This window comes from Litchfieldia alkalitelluris (genome assembly GCF_002153425.1).
Classification (GTDB): domain Bacteria; phylum Bacillota; class Bacilli; order Bacillales; family Salisediminibacteriaceae; genus Evansella; species Evansella alkalicola.
On the sequence record NZ_KZ119600.1, the window covers coordinates 3,166,361 to 3,182,958 of the forward strand.

General features: G+C 38.6%; 19 protein-coding genes and 1 other annotated feature. All 19 genes read right to left on the reverse strand.

What is annotated here, in order from left to right; translation table 11 throughout:
- Nucleotides 1–17 precede the first annotated feature (17 nt).
- On the reverse strand, nt 18–836 hold the full coding sequence (gene pstB / locus BW724_RS15335; RefSeq protein WP_088076060.1) for a phosphate ABC transporter ATP-binding protein PstB: 819 nt from the start codon (nt 834–836) through the stop codon (nt 18–20).
- A gap of 16 nt (nt 837–852) precedes the next feature.
- The gene (gene pstA, locus BW724_RS15340; protein ID WP_088076061.1) at nt 853–1,776 is read right to left on the reverse strand and encodes a phosphate ABC transporter permease PstA; all 924 of its coding nucleotides are present in this window, start codon (nt 1,774–1,776) and stop codon (nt 853–855) included.
- A gap of 2 nt (nt 1,777–1,778) precedes the next feature.
- Nucleotides 1,779–2,714, reverse strand: coding sequence for a phosphate ABC transporter permease subunit PstC (pstC, locus tag BW724_RS15345; protein ID WP_088076062.1), 936 nt, complete (start codon nt 2,712–2,714; stop codon nt 1,779–1,781).
- Between the two features lie 134 nt (nt 2,715–2,848).
- Complete coding sequence (locus BW724_RS15350; RefSeq protein WP_088076063.1) at nt 2,849–3,808, reverse strand: PstS family phosphate ABC transporter substrate-binding protein; 960 nt, start codon at nt 3,806–3,808, stop codon at nt 2,849–2,851.
- Nucleotides 3,809–4,035: 227 nt separating this feature from the next.
- The gene (locus tag BW724_RS24305; RefSeq protein ID WP_268876156.1) at nt 4,036–4,161 is read right to left on the reverse strand and encodes a hypothetical protein; all 126 of its coding nucleotides are present in this window, start codon (nt 4,159–4,161) and stop codon (nt 4,036–4,038) included.
- Nucleotides 4,149–4,886, reverse strand: coding sequence for an MBL fold metallo-hydrolase (locus tag BW724_RS15355; protein WP_088076064.1), 738 nt, complete (start codon nt 4,884–4,886; stop codon nt 4,149–4,151). Before BW724_RS15355 ends, BW724_RS24305 begins: the two co-directional genes overlap by 13 nt.
- A gap of 863 nt (nt 4,887–5,749) precedes the next feature.
- The gene (rpmA, locus tag BW724_RS15360) at nt 5,750–6,043 is read right to left on the reverse strand and encodes a 50S ribosomal protein L27 (protein ID WP_088076065.1); all 294 of its coding nucleotides are present in this window, start codon (nt 6,041–6,043) and stop codon (nt 5,750–5,752) included.
- 27 nt (nt 6,044–6,070) lie between these two features.
- Nucleotides 6,071–6,400 (reverse strand): ribosomal-processing cysteine protease Prp, encoded by a 330-nt coding sequence (locus tag BW724_RS15365; protein WP_088076066.1) that lies wholly within the window; start codon nt 6,398–6,400, stop codon nt 6,071–6,073.
- Nucleotides 6,401–6,409: 9 nt separating this feature from the next.
- Nucleotides 6,410–6,718 carry a 50S ribosomal protein L21 gene (rplU, locus tag BW724_RS15370; protein WP_088076067.1) on the reverse strand — a complete coding sequence of 103 codons (309 nt, stop codon included), beginning with the start codon at nt 6,716–6,718 and terminating at the stop codon, nt 6,410–6,412.
- A gap of 12 nt (nt 6,719–6,730) precedes the next feature.
- Nucleotides 6,731–6,812, reverse strand: a sequence feature (ribosomal protein L21 leader region).
- Between the two features lie 122 nt (nt 6,813–6,934).
- On the reverse strand, nt 6,935–8,452 hold the full coding sequence (locus tag BW724_RS15375; protein WP_176371429.1) for an Rne/Rng family ribonuclease: 1,518 nt from the start codon (nt 8,450–8,452) through the stop codon (nt 6,935–6,937).
- A gap of 68 nt (nt 8,453–8,520) precedes the next feature.
- Nucleotides 8,521–9,354 carry a M50 family metallopeptidase gene (locus BW724_RS15380; protein ID WP_088076069.1) on the reverse strand — a complete coding sequence of 278 codons (834 nt, stop codon included), beginning with the start codon at nt 9,352–9,354 and terminating at the stop codon, nt 8,521–8,523.
- Complete coding sequence (locus tag BW724_RS15385) at nt 9,347–10,174, reverse strand: M23 family metallopeptidase (protein WP_088076070.1); 828 nt, start codon at nt 10,172–10,174, stop codon at nt 9,347–9,349. Before BW724_RS15385 ends, BW724_RS15380 begins: the two co-directional genes overlap by 8 nt.
- A gap of 201 nt (nt 10,175–10,375) precedes the next feature.
- The gene (gene minD, locus BW724_RS15390) at nt 10,376–11,173 is read right to left on the reverse strand and encodes a septum site-determining protein MinD (RefSeq protein WP_088076071.1); all 798 of its coding nucleotides are present in this window, start codon (nt 11,171–11,173) and stop codon (nt 10,376–10,378) included.
- Between the two features lie 119 nt (nt 11,174–11,292).
- Nucleotides 11,293–11,982 (reverse strand): septum site-determining protein MinC, encoded by a 690-nt coding sequence (minC, locus tag BW724_RS15395; RefSeq protein ID WP_088076072.1) that lies wholly within the window; start codon nt 11,980–11,982, stop codon nt 11,293–11,295.
- 76 nt (nt 11,983–12,058) lie between these two features.
- Complete coding sequence (mreD, locus tag BW724_RS15400) at nt 12,059–12,595, reverse strand: rod shape-determining protein MreD (RefSeq protein WP_235848988.1); 537 nt, start codon at nt 12,593–12,595, stop codon at nt 12,059–12,061.
- Nucleotides 12,592–13,470, reverse strand: a complete 879-nt coding sequence (mreC, locus tag BW724_RS15405; RefSeq protein ID WP_088076073.1) for a rod shape-determining protein MreC — start codon at nt 13,468–13,470, stop codon at nt 12,592–12,594. Before mreC ends, mreD begins: the two co-directional genes overlap by 4 nt.
- 12 nt (nt 13,471–13,482) lie before the next feature.
- Entirely contained in the window at nt 13,483–14,523 is a 1,041-nt protein-coding gene (locus tag BW724_RS15410; RefSeq protein WP_088076074.1) for a rod shape-determining protein, read from the reverse strand.
- A gap of 644 nt (nt 14,524–15,167) precedes the next feature.
- Nucleotides 15,168–15,854 (reverse strand): RadC family protein, encoded by a 687-nt coding sequence (gene radC / locus BW724_RS15415; protein ID WP_088076075.1) that lies wholly within the window; start codon nt 15,852–15,854, stop codon nt 15,168–15,170.
- Between the two features lie 62 nt (nt 15,855–15,916).
- Entirely contained in the window at nt 15,917–16,495 is a 579-nt protein-coding gene (locus tag BW724_RS15420) for a Maf family protein (protein WP_088076076.1), read from the reverse strand.
- Nucleotides 16,496–16,598: the final 103 nt, after the last annotated feature.

The window sequence follows — 16,598 nt, forward strand, 5'->3', positions numbered from 1 at the left end:
TTTTCGTCACCCTCTCATTATCCAAATCTTCCAGTAATATAGTCTTCTGTACGTTTATCTGATGGTGTGGAAAAAATTATATCCGTATCATCATATTCAATTACTTCTCCATTAAGGAAAAATGCTGTTTTGTCAGAGATTCTTGCGGCCTGTTGCATATTGTGGGTGACGATGATAATGGAATAGTTTTCTTTTAATTCTTGGATGAGCTCTTCTACTTTCAATGTTGATTTAGGATCTAGTGCAGATGTTGGTTCATCCATTAAAATAACGTCTGGCTCTACCGCTAGGCATCTTGCAATACAAAGTCGCTGTTGCTGACCACCTGATAGACCATATGCATTTTCATGTAGACGATCCTTCACTTCTTCCCAGATTGCAGCCCCACGTAAGCTTTTCTCTACAATTTCCTTCAATATTTTTTTATCTTTTATTCCATGAATTCTAGGTCCATAGGCAATATTGTCAAAAATTGTTTTCGGAAATGGGTTTGGTTTTTGAAATACCATACCTACACGCGTACGTAGTTCTTCAACCCTGAATTCTTTATCAAATATATTTTTTTCCCGATATAATATTTCTCCTGAAATTCTTACATTTTGTACTAATTCAACCATTCGGTTCAATGTCTTTATATAAGTTGATTTTCCACAACCTGAAGGTCCTATAATCGCAGTAACTTCATTTTTGTACATTGGTAAATTAATATTTTTTAGTGCATGATTATTTCCATACCAAAGATTTAAGTTTTTTGTATCATAAACAACGGTTTTATTTACTTGTTCCGTCGTTTCTTTTTTCAACGGCAGTTCAGTAGATATAGATAATGAAGACATTCCTAGTCCCCTCCTATTAGTATCGTTTCTTAAACTTATTTCTGATGATGATAGCAACCGAATTCATAAGAAATAATACGATTAACAAAACAATGATGGTGGCAGCTGCCATAGAAGCATATTCGTCCACTAAGACAGAATCAATTGTCCAGTAATAAATTTGCATTGGTAAAACCGTAAAATTATCCGTGATACTACTTGGAATAGGTATGATTAAAGCTGGAATTCCAATTGCGACTAACGGTGCTGTCTCACCAATTGCTCGAGATAAAGCTAATATAACACCTGTCAATATCCCCGCCATTGATGCTGGTAAAACAATGTTTCTAATTGTTTGCCATTTCGTCGCCCCCATTCCGTACGAAGCTTCCCTCAAAAACTGAGGTACAGAACGAATTGCCTCCTGACTTGCTACGACCACAATTGGTAAAACAAGTAAGGACATTGTCAAGCCGCCAGCAATTATACTAGGTCCAAATCCAAACATTCGTACGAAAATGGTTAATCCCAACAGGCCAAATACAATAGATGGAACACCAGCTAAATTAGTTATATTCGTCTGGATAAAGGAATGAAATCTTCCTCTTTTTGCATATTCTTCTAGGTAAATTGCCGTCCCAATACCTAAAACCATGGTTACTGGACCAACAACAAACATAAGCCATAGCGTACCAACGACCGCACCAGCTATTCCCGCCCGTTCTGGTAAGGTTGAAAGTCTATTTGTTAGAAAGTCCATGTTAATCCAACCTAATCCGTCTCTTAGAATTGTATATATTAGAAATGCTAGTACAATTAACCCGAACATGGTTGATGCTAAAAACAAATACTTGACGAAATTGTTTATAAAAAGTCTAGTAGTCATTCTTTTATTTACTTTTTCGATATTTAAATAATGACTATGGAACTTCTCCTCTGACTTCAGTGCGAACTCCTTCATTTTTAATAGGCCTCCCTATATTTGCGAGAGATATGTCCTGCAAACATATTCATCAACAATGTAAAAATAAACAATGCAAATGCAACGGCATATAAACTGTAATAAGCTGTTGTACCTGCCCCAGCATCACCACTCGTTACTTCAACTATATAAGCTGTCATCGTTTGCATAGATTGAGTGATATCAAAAGTAAAATTCTTCGAACTACCACTAGCAATAGTCACGATCATCGTCTCTCCAATAGCTCTAGATATTCCTAATACAAAAGAAGCAATAATTCCTGAAATTGCAGCAGGGATAACAACACGAAGCGTCACCTCTAATTTAGTTGCTCCAAGGGCCAATGCTCCTTCACGCATTGCTTTAGGAACCGAATTCATTGCGTCTTCAGATAAAGAAGCCACAAGTGGAATAATCATTATTCCCATTACAATTCCAGGACTAAGGGCATTTGTTGACTGCAATGCAGGTATAAACTCTCTTAAAATAGGGGTCACAAATGTGAAGGCAAAGAAACCATATACGATTGTTGGTATCCCTGCTAAAACTTCAATAATTGGTTTTACTGCTTTCCTCACACTTTCTGAGGCATATTCACTTAAATAGATAGCAGTAGTCAAGCCAATTGGTATTGCTACTAACATTGCTACAAGTGAAATTAATATCGTTCCAGTTAACAATGGTAAAATACTAAAGCTAGGCTCTACTCGACTTAAAGGTTTCATATTTGTATTAGTAAAAAACTCAATAATAGATACTTCTCTGAAAAAGAGAAATGTTTCATATAACAAAGTGGAAACAATACCCACAGTCGTTAAAATGGAAATTGAAGCTAATGCAAATAAGATAAAAGGGATAGTGCGCTCTGCTTTTAGCATCAACTTATTTTTTTTATCTTTGTTTCGTATAAGATCTTTAACACTCACAGTTTTTCCCATAAAAACTGCTCCTTCCATCGTCCAAGTGGATTTTTACCATTTACATCTGAAAAAACTTCTAGAAAATGAGAAGCATTTACTACTTCTCATTTTCATTATTTTATAAATTACTATTTTTGATGATAGTTGAAGGCTCAGTTAAGTTTTTGAATAAAGTCTAACGCTTCATCTAGTTCATTATCTGGAAGCGGTGCAAACCCTGTTTCACCTGCAAAAGTTGTAGCACCAGTACTAAAGATATATTCAGCAAATGCTTTAACTTGGGGCTTCTCTTTAGCAGCATCAAGGTTAAGATTAGTAAATACTGGTCTTGTAAAATTAGCATACGGACCATCTTCAGCAATAGTTTCTAATGATGGAGCTACAGGACCGTTACCAAAATCAACAGAAACTGCCGTTATTTTATCGTCGTTATTTGCATAATAACCATAGCCAAAGAATGCAATTCCATTTACATCTTCAGATACTAAACTTACTAGTGTAGAGTATTCTTGTTGAAGGTTAATTCCTTCTACTAGGTCTTGCTTCTCAATAATGACATCTACGAAAAATTCATAAGTTCCGTGGTTTTCATTAGGCCCATAGAAGTTAATTTCTTCAGATGGCCATTCTGGACGGATATCAGACCATAATACATGATCATCATCTTTGATGTTACCAGTAACAAACATTGTTTTAATTTCTTCTTCCGTCATCTCCGTAGCCCAATCATTTTCAGGGTTAATTACTAATGTTAATCCATCTAGTGCAACTTTAAATTCCTTTGAATCGATATCATTCGCTTCTAATTCAGCTACTTCTTCATCCTTTATTGGGCGAGATGCGTTAGAGAAGTCTGTTTCACCTACAACATACTTTTGCATACCAGCACTTGTACCAGCACGCCCTACCTCGACACTTACTCCTTCCTCAACGGAAGTCATAAATTCATCTGCAATACGAGCCATTAAAGGATAAACCGTACCAGACCCATCAATTGAAACTGCTCCAGATAATTCATTTGCATCTGCTTGATTGTCTGTTTCTTCAGAACCACATGCAACTGATACTAATGTTAATGTCGCTAATAATAATGTAACTAAGTATTTTTTCACTTCAAATTTCCTCCCTAGGTTTAGTTTCATAATTTGATAGATTATTTCTCTACCACAATTTTTAGTATAAGAGAGAAATATTAAGGAGATTTGAATTCGAGGTAAATGTTTGTAAACTATTTGTAAAGTTTGAATTTACACAAATTTGTGCGGGACCTGGTCCCGCACTATTTTGTGAACATCAAAAAGCCTAATGAATCTGATGTTGTTTAATAACACCAGCTTCATTAGGCTACCGTGTAAATTGTTTTACTAATATAGAACTCGATACAAGCTATTCGCTTTTTGTGGGCGGATGGTGAGCCACCTTGAAGCTTCGCAGTTGCTAGTAGAGGCTGAGTCATTCTTCCCATGTTAACCCTCTTTTTCCTAAACTAATGGGGCCTTTAAAATACTTTTTAGCTTCATTGACTAATTGTTGATGGTCCCCAAAGTGAGGTAGGTGTGCAAGCAACAGTTCTTTAACATTTCCTTTCACGGCTAAAGTTGCTGCCTCTTTACTATTCATATGACCATAGCTCTTTGCTTCTTGCCCCTCATAGAAACTTGTTTCCGTAATGAGCAGGTCAGCACCTTCTATAAATGGAACCAACGATTCATCATAAGAAGTATCTGCCGAATAAACTATTGAAGTGCCTGATTGTGATTTGACTTTAATTGCGTAACACGGCGCAGGATGAGAAGTGGGGTGAAATGTAAAAGAAAGAGATCCAATGGATAGTACTGATTTTTCACCATAATCATAAGCTTCCGCAAACGTTTTTTTACCAAGTTGCTGATATCCTTGCTGATCGTCTTGATGACCATAAATATGTAAAGGTTGATCAGTATTCTTCAAATTCATATCAACCACTCGACTATAGGTTAAAACACCAATATCCGCAACATGATCGTGATGATAATGAGATAGGATTACGGCGTCTATAACTGCCAAATCAATATAATTTTGCAATTGGGCAACAGCTCCGCTTCCACAATCTAAAAGAACATTTGTACCTCCATCCTGAAGTAAGTAGCATGATGTTGCTTCGTTTTTTTCAGGATATGCGCCCCAAAAACCAATTACAGTTAGTTTCATATGTTACCCCTTTCCAATTTATTATTATATGGGTATTAGCTTATATATAACAGGTAACTTCATGAGTTTGATTATAGTATGAAGTTATCATGTTGTCTTTATAATCGAAAGAGGGAAATTATCTAGAAAATAAGTTGTCTCTGTCGGGTTATCTCTATCTTGCGTGAGTATCACCATTTCCTGTGATTTCGCGTACGATCAGCACTCTATCCAACGCGAATTTCACCATTTCCTTCAATTTCGCGTGTGATTAACCCTCCATCTAACGCGAAATCCACCATTTCCAACGAGTTCGTGTGCGATTAACCTCCTATCGAACGCGAGTTTCTTCATTTCCTGTGATTTCGCGTGCGATTAACCTCCTATCGAACGCGAGTTTCTTCATTTCCTTCAGTTTCGCGTGCGATTAACCTCCTATCGAACGCGAGTTTCTTCATTTCCTTCAGTTTCGCGTGCGATTAACCTCCTATCGAACGCGAGTTTCTTCATTTCCTTCAGTTTCGCGTGCGATTAACCTCCTATCGAACGCGAGTTTCTTCATTTCCTTCAGTTTCGCGTGCGATTAACCTCCTATCGAACGCGAGTTTCTTCATTTCCTTCATTTTCGCGTACGATCAACCCTCCATCGAACGCGAAATCCGCCATTTCCAACGAGTTCGCGTGCGATCAGCACTCTATCGAAAGCAACCTCCATCATTTCCAACGAGTTCGCGTGCGATTAACAGGAACCACTAAACCACTAAACCAAGACACAATTTAGATTCAATTGGATAATACAAAAACCCCTAACAAAATACAAAAAAACCCTAACAAAACCTGACTCACATCAGATATCATTAGGGGTTTTACATGCTGCGTTATATTTACGCTTCTTGAGCAACTGGGTACACGCTAACTTGCTTGCGGTCACGTCCAACACGCTCAAATTTAACAACTCCGTCTACTTTCGCAAACAAAGTGTCGTCTCCACCTTTACCTACGTTCACACCTGGATAAATTTTCGTTCCACGTTGACGTACTAGGATAGATCCGCCAGTAACTTCTTGTCCGTCTCCACGCTTTGTGCCTAGGCGCTTCGCGATAGAGTCACGACCGTTCTTTGTACTACCTACACCCTTTTTACTTGCGAAAAATTGAAGGTCCAATTTTAAAAACATGGTCTTCACCTCCTGAATCACGATTAATTAATTCTTGATTGTTATAAACTGTCCGTACTGTTCCTCTAAGGTTTTCAAAGAGTAGAACAGTCCTTCTAGTAATAATTGTACTTTCTCATAAGTGCTCGAATCGAGTTTTTCAGGAACACGACAGCGGAGAAAGCCCCCGTCACCCTTCATCTCTACATCTAAACGAACGTCACAGATCGCTGCGATTGCATTAACAGCACCGAAAGAAACAGCTGATGCTCCTGCACAAACTAAATCTTTTCCATGCTCTGCAAAATCAGCATGTCCATCCATCGTAAATGTATGAATTGAATTGTCATCATTCCTGTCAAAAACAACGTTTATCATAAGAACACCTTATGCGTTAATCTTTTCAATCGTTACTTTTGTGTATGGTTGACGATGACCTTGCTTACGACGGTAGTTTTTCTTAGCTTTGTATTTATACACGATCATCTTCTTGCCACGACCTTGCTTTTCTACTTTAGCAGAAACACTCGCACCCTCTACGTATGGAGCTCCAACTTTCGTTTCTTCTCCACCTACAAGGATTACTCGGTCAAATGTAACAGCATCTCCTTCACCTGCATCTAATTTCTCGATGTAGATTTCTTGGCCTTCTGTTACTTTCACTTGTTTACCACCAGTTTCAATAATAGCGTACACGACGGCACCTCCTTCAATACTCAGACTCGCCATCACAGGTGCTTCTCATTATTTGAGTTGCTTAAAAACCTGATCTGTGCGGTTATAGTTCCTTGGAGCCATCCAAACAACTAACAAAGGATATCTTACCATATTTCAATAAACAGTGTCAATATAAGGTTTTTCGAGCTTTTCTATCCTAATCTTGTTCCCACATGATGAAGTTCAAATTCCATTTTAATTTGAGGAGGATTTTAGTCGTTTTTTCCAAGTTTCCTTAAGCTCGTCTTTATTTCCAACCAATCGTATAGTGCACTGGTTACCTCCTGCTTCACCTTGATCAGAGCGAACTAAATAGATGATTTTACGATAAGTATCTTCTAATTGTAATAATCGTTTTTTTCCATCCTCTAGTAAAGCGGACATGATTGTATCATAAACTTCAACTAAAACAGCATCGTCCAAACTGTTCCTCAAAGCCTGCAAGTCCCGTTCAAATTCTGACAATACATGAGTTAGGCTAGGAACGCGTCCTACACCATGACAGATATGGCAAGGCTCTTGTAAAACTTCAGCTAAGGATTTTCTAGAACGCTTCCTTGTCAGTTCCACGAGACCAAATTTAGTAAACCCTCCTACATTTGTAAGAGTACGATCCTTCTTGAGCGCTTTTTTTAAAGTCTCTAATATCAATGACTGATGCTCTTCTTTTTTCATATCAATGAAATCAATTAAAATAATGCCACCAATATCTCGTAACCTCAAATGTTCAGCAACAGCATTAGCAGCATCTACGTTTGTTTTAAGCACTGTTTCCTGGAGATTTTCCTTACCGATAAATTTGCCTGTATTCACATCGATAACTGTCATCGCTTCCGTACTATCAATGATTAAAAAGCCCCCGTTCTTCAACCACACCTTGCGAGACAATGATTTCTCAAGCTGTTTTTCAACATCATAAGCATGAAAGATATTCTCTTTCCCTTGATATTGTTTGATCCCAGAACTAGAACTGAGTTTTTTCCCACCGAGACGAACAAACTTCTGGTAATCGTCAGCATTGTCCACGATGACGTCCGTATGGCCATCACTGAAAAAATCAAAATAGATTCTCTGAATGATGGATGATTGACTATAGAGAACAGATGGGATAGAAGATATATCATTTCTTTTCTTTAGCATCTCCTCATGCTGCATCCTTAACCAAGCCAACTCCTCCAAAATGTCTTCTTCATCAGCTGATTCTGAAACCGTCCGAAAGATGAGACCTTCGCTCCCCTGAATTAACTCCCCACCTAAACTTCTCCAACGTTCACGAACAGGGTCGGCCATCTTTTTTGAAACAGCGATGTACGATGCGTATGGCATATAGACTAAGTATTTACCAGGATATGTAACCATTTCAGTCAGTCGTGCACCCTTTGTGCCGGTTGACTCTTTTAATATTTGTACCACGATCGACTCTCCCTTTGTAATAAACGAATTTATTTTTGGAGGTACTGCCTGAGGGTTGTTGTTATCCATATAGTTTTGATAAGCAACTAATTCCTTTTTATATAAAAATCCGTTTTTGCCCGTTCCAATATCAACAAATGCCGCGTCCATTCCTGGTACGATATCAATTACTTTCCCTAGAATGATATTACTAGAACGGTCCACTTCGTCCCATTCATACAACCACTCAACAACTTTATCATCTTCTAAAACTGCGGCTCTTTTTTCTCCTGCTAATGAATTTAATATAACTTTTCTCAAGATTAGCTTCTCCATTTCTTCTACTAGTTGTCCCAATTATATAAAGAAAGGTGTTTTGCTAGCAAGGGCTATACTAATTTAGAAATAGGGTGTAACCTTTTTTCTTCATCAAAGAAGGCTTCAAGAACTTGTTTCTCCTCTAGCCTAAAATTGTTATTACCTAGAATAAAATAATGGTACCTCTGCCTATTTACCTTTTTCATTGCTTCTGCAACAGATATAGTCGGGGAGACTCTAATGATATCTGTACTACCTTTCATTAAATATCTTTTCCGCTCCAGCAAAAACCTTAAAAACATGAAAGGTTGTTGCTTCCATTCAAGGTAATGATGAATCCATAAAAATATAATGACCACAATCAAATTCAAATGAAACGGTAAGAAAATTAGTCCAATAACAGACATGATGGAAAGTAAACTTATAGACATGTAAAAACTTATTTGTTGTGCTTTATGAAAGGGAAAAATATATGAATGAAAGGCAAATAATAGTTTTCCACCATCTAAAGGGAGGACAGGTAATAAATTAAACAATAGTATTGTTAAGTTGTGAAAGATAAACATCTGATGGTCCCCTTCACTCCAAAAAGGGGTTAATAAAAGAAAGTAGCTCACCCCCATTAACCATAAATGCTGCACTGGGCCATTTAAAACTACCAATATTTCTTCTCGAACTGGACGGTTTCCATATTCCTCTGTTTCTGCCATACCACCGAATGGAAGGAGTGTAATCTTTTTTATTCGCCAGCGAAAGCGCTGCGCCATCATACTATGTCCCATTTCATGAACAAAGACGATAATAAAGAGCATGATGATCTCTTTGAAAAAACCAGAAATAGCACCTGCTCCAAGAATGGCCCAGAAAATAGGGTGGATATGGACTTTTTTAAGTAAGTTAATCAATTGTAATCACTTCTATTGGGTCTATAAAAGTGTTTCCATCTTTAAGGGCGAAATAATAGACACCAATTTTGTCGTCATCTTCATGTTGCGAAACCGTCCCAATCAGTTCACCAGGTTCAACAAAATCATATAGTTGAACAGAAACCTCATTAAGCATGCCATACCAAGATTCGATTCCATCATAATGTCTTATGACGACTACCTTTCCCCATTCTCCCTCTTCATCTTCACCAACAAACCTTACATCTCCGCCACGAATTGCCTCCACCTGTTTTTCACTGTCTGTTTCCACATAAATTCCACGACCGTTTTGTTGGAATGATTCACGTATCGTTCCAGTAGCAGGTAGAGCATACATATCCTGATCTTCCTGCTCATCTAAGTTACCTGGAGCCACTAAATTCATATCAGGTGGCAGGAGTGCAAGAGGGTGTCCAAAGGAATCTTCATACCACGTAGCAACTGCACTGAATTGGAAATCTTCGTGAAAAGACTGATGAACAAAATTCCTTGCTCCTTCTAAATGTGGAGACTGCGTTTGAAAAAGAATGCCGACAAGAAAAAAGAGACAGACACTTGCCAACACTTGCATAATCACCCTATCTTTACGAAAAATTGGTTGTTCGTTTTGAGTTGATGCAGGTCCCCTGCTGTCTACGTTATATAACGTATATTCACGCTCTTCATCGTGCCTCACCTGATAAGGAAAAGGCTCACTGCTACGTACTCGTTCACGAACATAGCTTTTTTGACTAGGCTGCTTTCTTTGCCTGCGCTTCGCTTCCATTTTTCTTTTTAGTTTGTCTACACGATTACTCATATACAGTCCCTTCCTATCTCCTTAGTCTTTAGTCTATATGTATGACTTGTCCCCACCATATATGTCAGAAGTTTGTCCCATATTAAGAAAAGCTTAAGCTTAAGCGCCTGTGGTCATCAAGACATAAAAAAGAAGCTGTCCAAAGGTCATATAAATGACTTTGGACAGCCTCGATTCAGTAACAGTAATCTATGAAATTAATTATCCTCTAATGCCAAGGAACTTCTTCATTTTATTAAAGACCCCACTATTATCTTCAAGATTTAGTAGAGGAACTGTTTCTCCGCAAATTCGCCTTGCGATATTTCGATAAGCGATGGACGCTTTGTTTTTAGGGTCCATTGCAATCGGTTCCCCACGATTAGACGCTCGGATGACGTCATCTGCATCTGCTACGATTCCCAACAGTTCGATAGCAAGAATTGTTACCACTTCTTCAATGTCTAAAGCATCCCCGTTTTTAGACATATGTGGTCTAATTCGATTAATAATTAGGTTAGGTGGTGCAATATCTTCTTTTTCCAAAAGACCAATGATACGGTCAGCATCACGTACGGAGGATACTTCCGGAGTAGTAATAACAATTGCCTTATCCGCACCTGATACTGCATTTTTAAAGCCTTGCTCAATTCCTGCTGGACAGTCTATAAGAACATAATCATAATCTTGTTTCAATTCATTGATTAGTGGTTTCATCTGTTCAGGCTCTATAGCTGTTTTATCCTTCGTCTGAGCAGCTGGTAGAAGAGTTAAGCATTCAAACCGTTTATCAGTTACTAATGCCTGTGATAGACGACAACGTCCCTCCACTACATCCACTAGATCATAAATGATTCTGTTCTCAAGACCCATGACCACATCTAAATTCCGAAGACCTATATCAGTATCAACTAAACAAACTCTTTTACCTGATAAAGCTAGCGCTGTTCCCACATTTGCAGTTGTAGTTGTCTTACCAACTCCACCTTTCCCTGATGTCACAACAATTGCTTCTCCCAAGTCACTCTCCCCTTTCCACGGAACTCAAATATGTACTATATGAAAAAATCTTATCTACTATTTCTAATCTATTTTCTATTCTACCATGATTTTATACCATTTAGAGAATAAGGAGAATTTTAGTTTTCTAGAATTGACGAAACATCTGGTCGATACTGCACGAGTTTCTGAATGCTATCCACTTCCATATCTCCCTTATCATTCACGAACGCACATTCCATTTCTTGCGGTACATTATCATCCATTTCAGGAGGCCTTCGAATAACATCTCCAATTCTCAGTTGAGATGGAAACATGAGGGATGCGCAAATTACTGCATTCATATCTCCATCGCTTCCTGCATGGGCAATGCCTTGGAGTTTTCCCATCACATAAATATTCCCTGTTGCCTTCACTGTTCCTCCTGGATTGACGTCCCCTAAAAGAAGTAGATCACCTACAACTTCGACAACTTGTCCAGAACGCACTACTTTAAGAAGACGGTTTACTTCTTGATTTTTACGAAGCTCCTCCGCCTCCTTTTTTGTAAGAACATCTGAATCAATATGATCTATTACAGCGTGTATATAGTCAGATAACGTTTTTTCTAAACTCTCAATTTGATTGCGCTCCAAATACCTTTTCCCCGTAACAAGCTTCACCCGAACGAAGTCAGAGTCATTCGATACGGATCTTGGACGTTCTGATAGCTTCTCTTGTAATTCTGAGAGCAAAGAATCAAAAGAACACTGGTCATTAAGAATAAAGGTGAGTCCACTTTTTGTCCCTTTGATCAGAACATTTTGCTTCTTTACTGTTTTTTGTACCAATGAAAACCCACCCCGCTTGTGCTAAAACTGTGTATTTACTTGGATTTCTGATGTGTTGTGTGAGATGAGGAGGGCATCACGAATGAAACTTGTCCTGCTCCTCAGCCCTTTGATTTACATAATAAAACCATTTTCTCAATGGATACGCAAGAACTGCTATGACCACTAAATTCATAATAACAGTTGGAATAAAACGAATATATAGAAACTCCTCATGTAATACAGTCGTATATCCTAACAGGAGCATAAATCCATAAACAAAGTACTCTAAAATCATGACAGCAATGATACTCATGCTGATACTAACAACTAAATTTCGCTGAAAAAAAGGGTGGGCAATGGAGAATAAGTATGCAATTAACCCCATAGCAAACGTATATATCCCTAATACAGACGAAAATATTATATCGTATAAAACACCAAAGATTACTGCATGTAATGTACCTATTGCCCGTCCCCTGTATATCCCTGCAAAAATGATAATCATGAATACCCAGCGAGGGATAAATAAATAATCAGACCCACGGAAATCAGGTGCAAAAACCTGGTAGATGGTTCCCTCAGCAATGAAAAGTATAAACAGAACGATAAACAATAAATAACGTCTCATCATTCTTCTTCTCCAAATTCAGGATTAATCTCAGGCGCTAATGTTGGTGCACTGCTTTCTATCACCATTACATAGTCAATATTATAAAAATCAGCCGTTGGTTTAACATAAGCAGATTGGGACAGCCCAAACTCGTCTGTTTCAAAAGATACAATCTCACCAATCGGCAATCCGTCAGGGAATACTCCCCCTAACCCTGATGTTACAACAAGCTGCCCTTCTTCCAGTTCAGCACGAATATCAATCATCGTAAAATGAAGATATCCTGTTTCACTGTCTATCCCTTCAATAAACCCGTTAATCTTAGTGTCTGCGTCAACAAATGCAGAAATTCGATTATTCCTTGCTTGGTCACTTAGTAGCTGAATCGTAGAAGAGAATGGTGACACTTGATGAATCTTCCCTATTAGTCCTTTAGATGTCATGACCGCCATGTTTACTTCAATGCCATCCTGTGATCCTTTGTTAATTCCGACAAACTCATTCCAACGATCTGGGGAACGATGGATTACTAAGGCAGAACGGACGGTATAATCATATAAATTATCACTTACATCTAAAGAATCCTTCAGCTCTTCATTTTGTCTTCGTAGGTCATTTAATTCAACCTGAAGTGCAGCATACTCATCTAAATGAGATTTTAGAATTCTATTTTCATCATATAAATTACGCATGTCATTTACATTCTCAAAGAAACCCGCTACGAAATGAGCGGGTCTGGAAAATGCGGACTGAACCCATCCAACACTGTCAGTAACAAACTGCTCTGGCCATGTAAGGGAACGCCTGTCACTCATGGAATATCCAATGAGTGCCACTAAAATAATAATGCACACTAGTAAAAAAATTAGTCGCTTATTTGAAAAAAACGATGGCATTGGCGACACCTACTATCCTTTTCTGTTTGATCGAACGGTGATGCCCGCTTTAGAACGGAATAAGTGCAGATTCTCCAAAGCCTTGCCTGTTCCAATTGCAACACAATCTAAAGGATTTTCTGAAACAAGAACTGGCATATTCGTTTCATCTGACAACACGCGGTCTAAGTTTCGGAGAAGTGCTCCTCCACCAGTTAAGACAATTCCTCGATCCATAATATCTGCTGCAAGCTCAGGCGGAGACTGTTCTAACGTATCTTTTACTGATTGAACGATCATTGCCACTGTATCAGCTAATGCTTTTGCAATTTCATCAGCAGAAATCGTAATTGTTTTTGGTAAACCAGTTACTAAATCTCTTCCGCGTATATCCATTTCATCAACAATATCAGGCTCTCCAGCTGATCCAACTTCAAATTTAATCATTTCAGCTGTACGTTCACCGATCATTAAATTGTAATTTTTCTTCACATATTGAGCAATTGCATCGTCCATCTCGTCCCCTGCTACACGGACAGATTCGCTAGTTACAATCCCTCCTAGTGAAATGATGGCAACCTCTGTTGTTCCACCGCCAATATCGACAATCATACTACCAGTTGGTTCCCATACAGGTAGGTCTGCACCAATCGCAGCTGCAAATGGCTCCTCGATTGTATAAGCTTCCTTTGCTCCTGCTTGCTTCGTTGCATCTTCTACTGCACGTTTTTCAACAGCAGTAATCCCAGATGGAACACAAACCATCACATTCGGTTTCCTTGTAAAAATGGAGCGATGCTTTAACGCTTGACGGATAAAATGCTTCATCATTGTAGCAGTAGTATCAAAATCTGCAATAACCCCATCTTTCATAGGACGGATGGCTACAATGTTTCCAGGCGTACGCCCAATCATATTTTTTGCATCATTACCTACTGCTTCTATATTTCCAGTATCTGAACGAATGGCCACAACTGATGGCTCTCGTAAAATAACGCCTTTTCCTTTCACGTATACCAATGTATTTGCTGTACCTAAGTCAATTCCTAAGTCTTTTGAAAAACCACCAAACATCTATGTAATCTCCCTTCATATTAAACAGAACTCATATCGTTAATTATACTCAATATTTTAAGGAATGAGTAGCTTTTTCATACGACCTGATAGAAAAAAATGGTTTGACTATAAATCCATGATTCATAATACCTATTTATTATTAAGTTTTCACTTGATTTATTAATATATTTATAATCAAATTTATTATTTGGTATGACTATAATATAGACTACCGTGAAAAAAGGACTTGTTATGTTGGTGTTCGCTACAGTCCATTCGCTTTCCGCGGGCGGCTGGTGAGCCTCCTCGTGCTGCGCACTGTGGGGTCTCACCCTTGCCTACCATCCCGCAGGAACGAGCGTTTACATCACGAATATGCTTCGAGTTGTCTCGACGGATACACTACAGAGCACATGCTTGTAGAGGAAGAGACAGTTTACTCATGGACTTACGTTCACACCAACTTAGTTCTCACTAATTTTAATCTTCCAAGGTGCAAAAATTTATTTTCATGGGGTCTATTGTGAAAATAGGTTAAAATCAAATGTCTTTATTTTGTAACAAGTATTCATACCAGGTTATAAAAATTCTCATTTTATCCTACCATACTGAGTGACGTATGTACATGCTGTCCAAAGAAGGAAATTCTCATGCTCGTGGTTTTAAATATATCCCTTTTCTTTTAAGGAACAAAACCTGTGTTCACCGATGATAACATGATCAAGGAGATCAATGCCCATCATTTTCCCACATTCCACTAAGCGCTTTGTCACTTCCATATCTTCATGACTTGGTGAAACATCGCCACTTGGGTGATTATGAAGACATACGATGGAAGCAGCCGAATATCGAAACGCTTCCTTGAACACCTCCCTAGGATGCACGATAGACGCGTTTAAGCTTCCGATAAAAATAGTTTGTTTGTGTATAACGTGATTTTTGGTGTTTAAATAGAGGCAAACGAAGTGTTCCTGTGTGAGGTGACGCATTTCTTCCATCATGTAATTGGCAACATCCTCTGGTGAGCGAATCGTGTAGCGATCCTCAAAGGTAGATTGTTGGACACGCCTTCCGAGTTCTAATGCCGCCTTTAAGATCACGGCTTTCGCTTCTCCAATTCCCCGGATATCTTGGAGTTCTTTAATGGAGGCATCTTTAAGGAGCTTTAGACCATCAAAGTGTTTGATGACTTTCGCAGACAGATTAATAACTGACTCCGATTTCGTACCAGATCCCAATAGCAATGCGATGAGCTCCTGATTGGAAAGTGACTGTGGTCCTTCTTTCACCATCCTTTCCCTTGGGCGCTCGCTTTTTGGGACATCGCGAATCATCATGTTCATCATCATTAATAATCCCCTTCCTTTTGACCAACGCCGCAGTACTGATGCAGGGGCAAAGCTGAGTGAGCTCACTGTGAGTGGTCTGTTGTGATATGAAATTTTTTCAATGCACGAACAACCTTAGATATTGGCAATCCAACGATGGAAAAGTAGTCACCATGAATTTTTTCCACAAGGGTAGCGCCTATTCCTTGAATACCGTACGCACCTGCTTTATCAAACGGCTCTCCAGTTGCTACATAAGTAGTAATCTCGTCTTCCGTTAATGGGTAAAACAGCACATCTGCTTTTTCCACAAAGGTTACGTGGTGATCTTTACTTAAAATTGCTACTCCAGTCAACACTTGATGTTGAGACCCAGATAATTGGCGGAGCATCTCCTTCGCTTCTTGTGCGTCCTTCGGTTTTCCAAGTACTTCTCCGTCAATGGCAACGATCGTATCCGCTCCAAGAACGACATGATCTTTATTATTTTTAAACACTGCATCTGCTTTTTGGAATGCCAAAGAAGCGACCATGTCAGCCGGATTATCGTTCGGATCTACTGTTTCATCAACATGACTCACTTGAATGGAAAAAGGTAGTTGAACTTGCTCTAAAAGTTGTTTTCTACGTGGTGATTGAGAGGCTAATATCAAAGGTTTCATGCGGGACCTCCTAAAATGGAATACCCATTTGCTAGAGGTTATATATAGTATACATAATTCTAGCAAATGGGACAACATTCTACATGTAATTATTTGAAATTTT

What these genes read in the sequence shown, in the direction of transcription:
- mreC (WP_088076073.1), bottom strand. Translation starts at nt 13,470, where the DNA reads ATGCCATCGTTTTTTTCAAATAAGCGACTAATTTTTTTACTAGTGTGC.
- BW724_RS15410 (WP_088076074.1), bottom strand. Translation starts at nt 14,523, where the DNA reads ATGTTTGGTGGTTTTTCAAAAGACTTAGGAATTGACTTAGGTACAGCA.
- pstA (WP_088076061.1), bottom strand. Translation starts at nt 1,776, where the DNA reads ATGAAGGAGTTCGCACTGAAGTCAGAGGAGAAGTTCCATAGTCATTAT.
- radC (WP_088076075.1), bottom strand. Translation starts at nt 15,854, where the DNA reads ATGATGATGAACATGATGATTCGCGATGTCCCAAAAAGCGAGCGCCCA.
- rpmA (WP_088076065.1), bottom strand. Translation starts at nt 6,043, where the DNA reads ATGTTTTTAAAATTGGACCTTCAATTTTTCGCAAGTAAAAAGGGTGTA.
- BW724_RS15420 (WP_088076076.1), bottom strand. Translation starts at nt 16,495, where the DNA reads ATGAAACCTTTGATATTAGCCTCTCAATCACCACGTAGAAAACAACTT.
- BW724_RS15385 (WP_088076070.1), bottom strand. Translation starts at nt 10,174, where the DNA reads ATGAGTAATCGTGTAGACAAACTAAAAAGAAAAATGGAAGCGAAGCGC.
- BW724_RS15355 (WP_088076064.1), bottom strand. Translation starts at nt 4,886, where the DNA reads ATGAAACTAACTGTAATTGGTTTTTGGGGCGCATATCCTGAAAAAAAC.
- BW724_RS24305 (WP_268876156.1), bottom strand. Translation starts at nt 4,161, where the DNA reads ATGGGAAGAATGACTCAGCCTCTACTAGCAACTGCGAAGCTTCAAGGT.
- mreD (WP_235848988.1), bottom strand. Translation starts at nt 12,595, where the DNA reads ATGATGAGACGTTATTTATTGTTTATCGTTCTGTTTATACTTTTCATT.
- pstC (WP_088076062.1), bottom strand. Translation starts at nt 2,714, where the DNA reads ATGGGAAAAACTGTGAGTGTTAAAGATCTTATACGAAACAAAGATAAA.
- pstB (WP_088076060.1), bottom strand. Translation starts at nt 836, where the DNA reads ATGTCTTCATTATCTATATCTACTGAACTGCCGTTGAAAAAAGAAACG.
- BW724_RS15365 (WP_088076066.1), bottom strand. Translation starts at nt 6,400, where the DNA reads ATGATAAACGTTGTTTTTGACAGGAATGATGACAATTCAATTCATACA.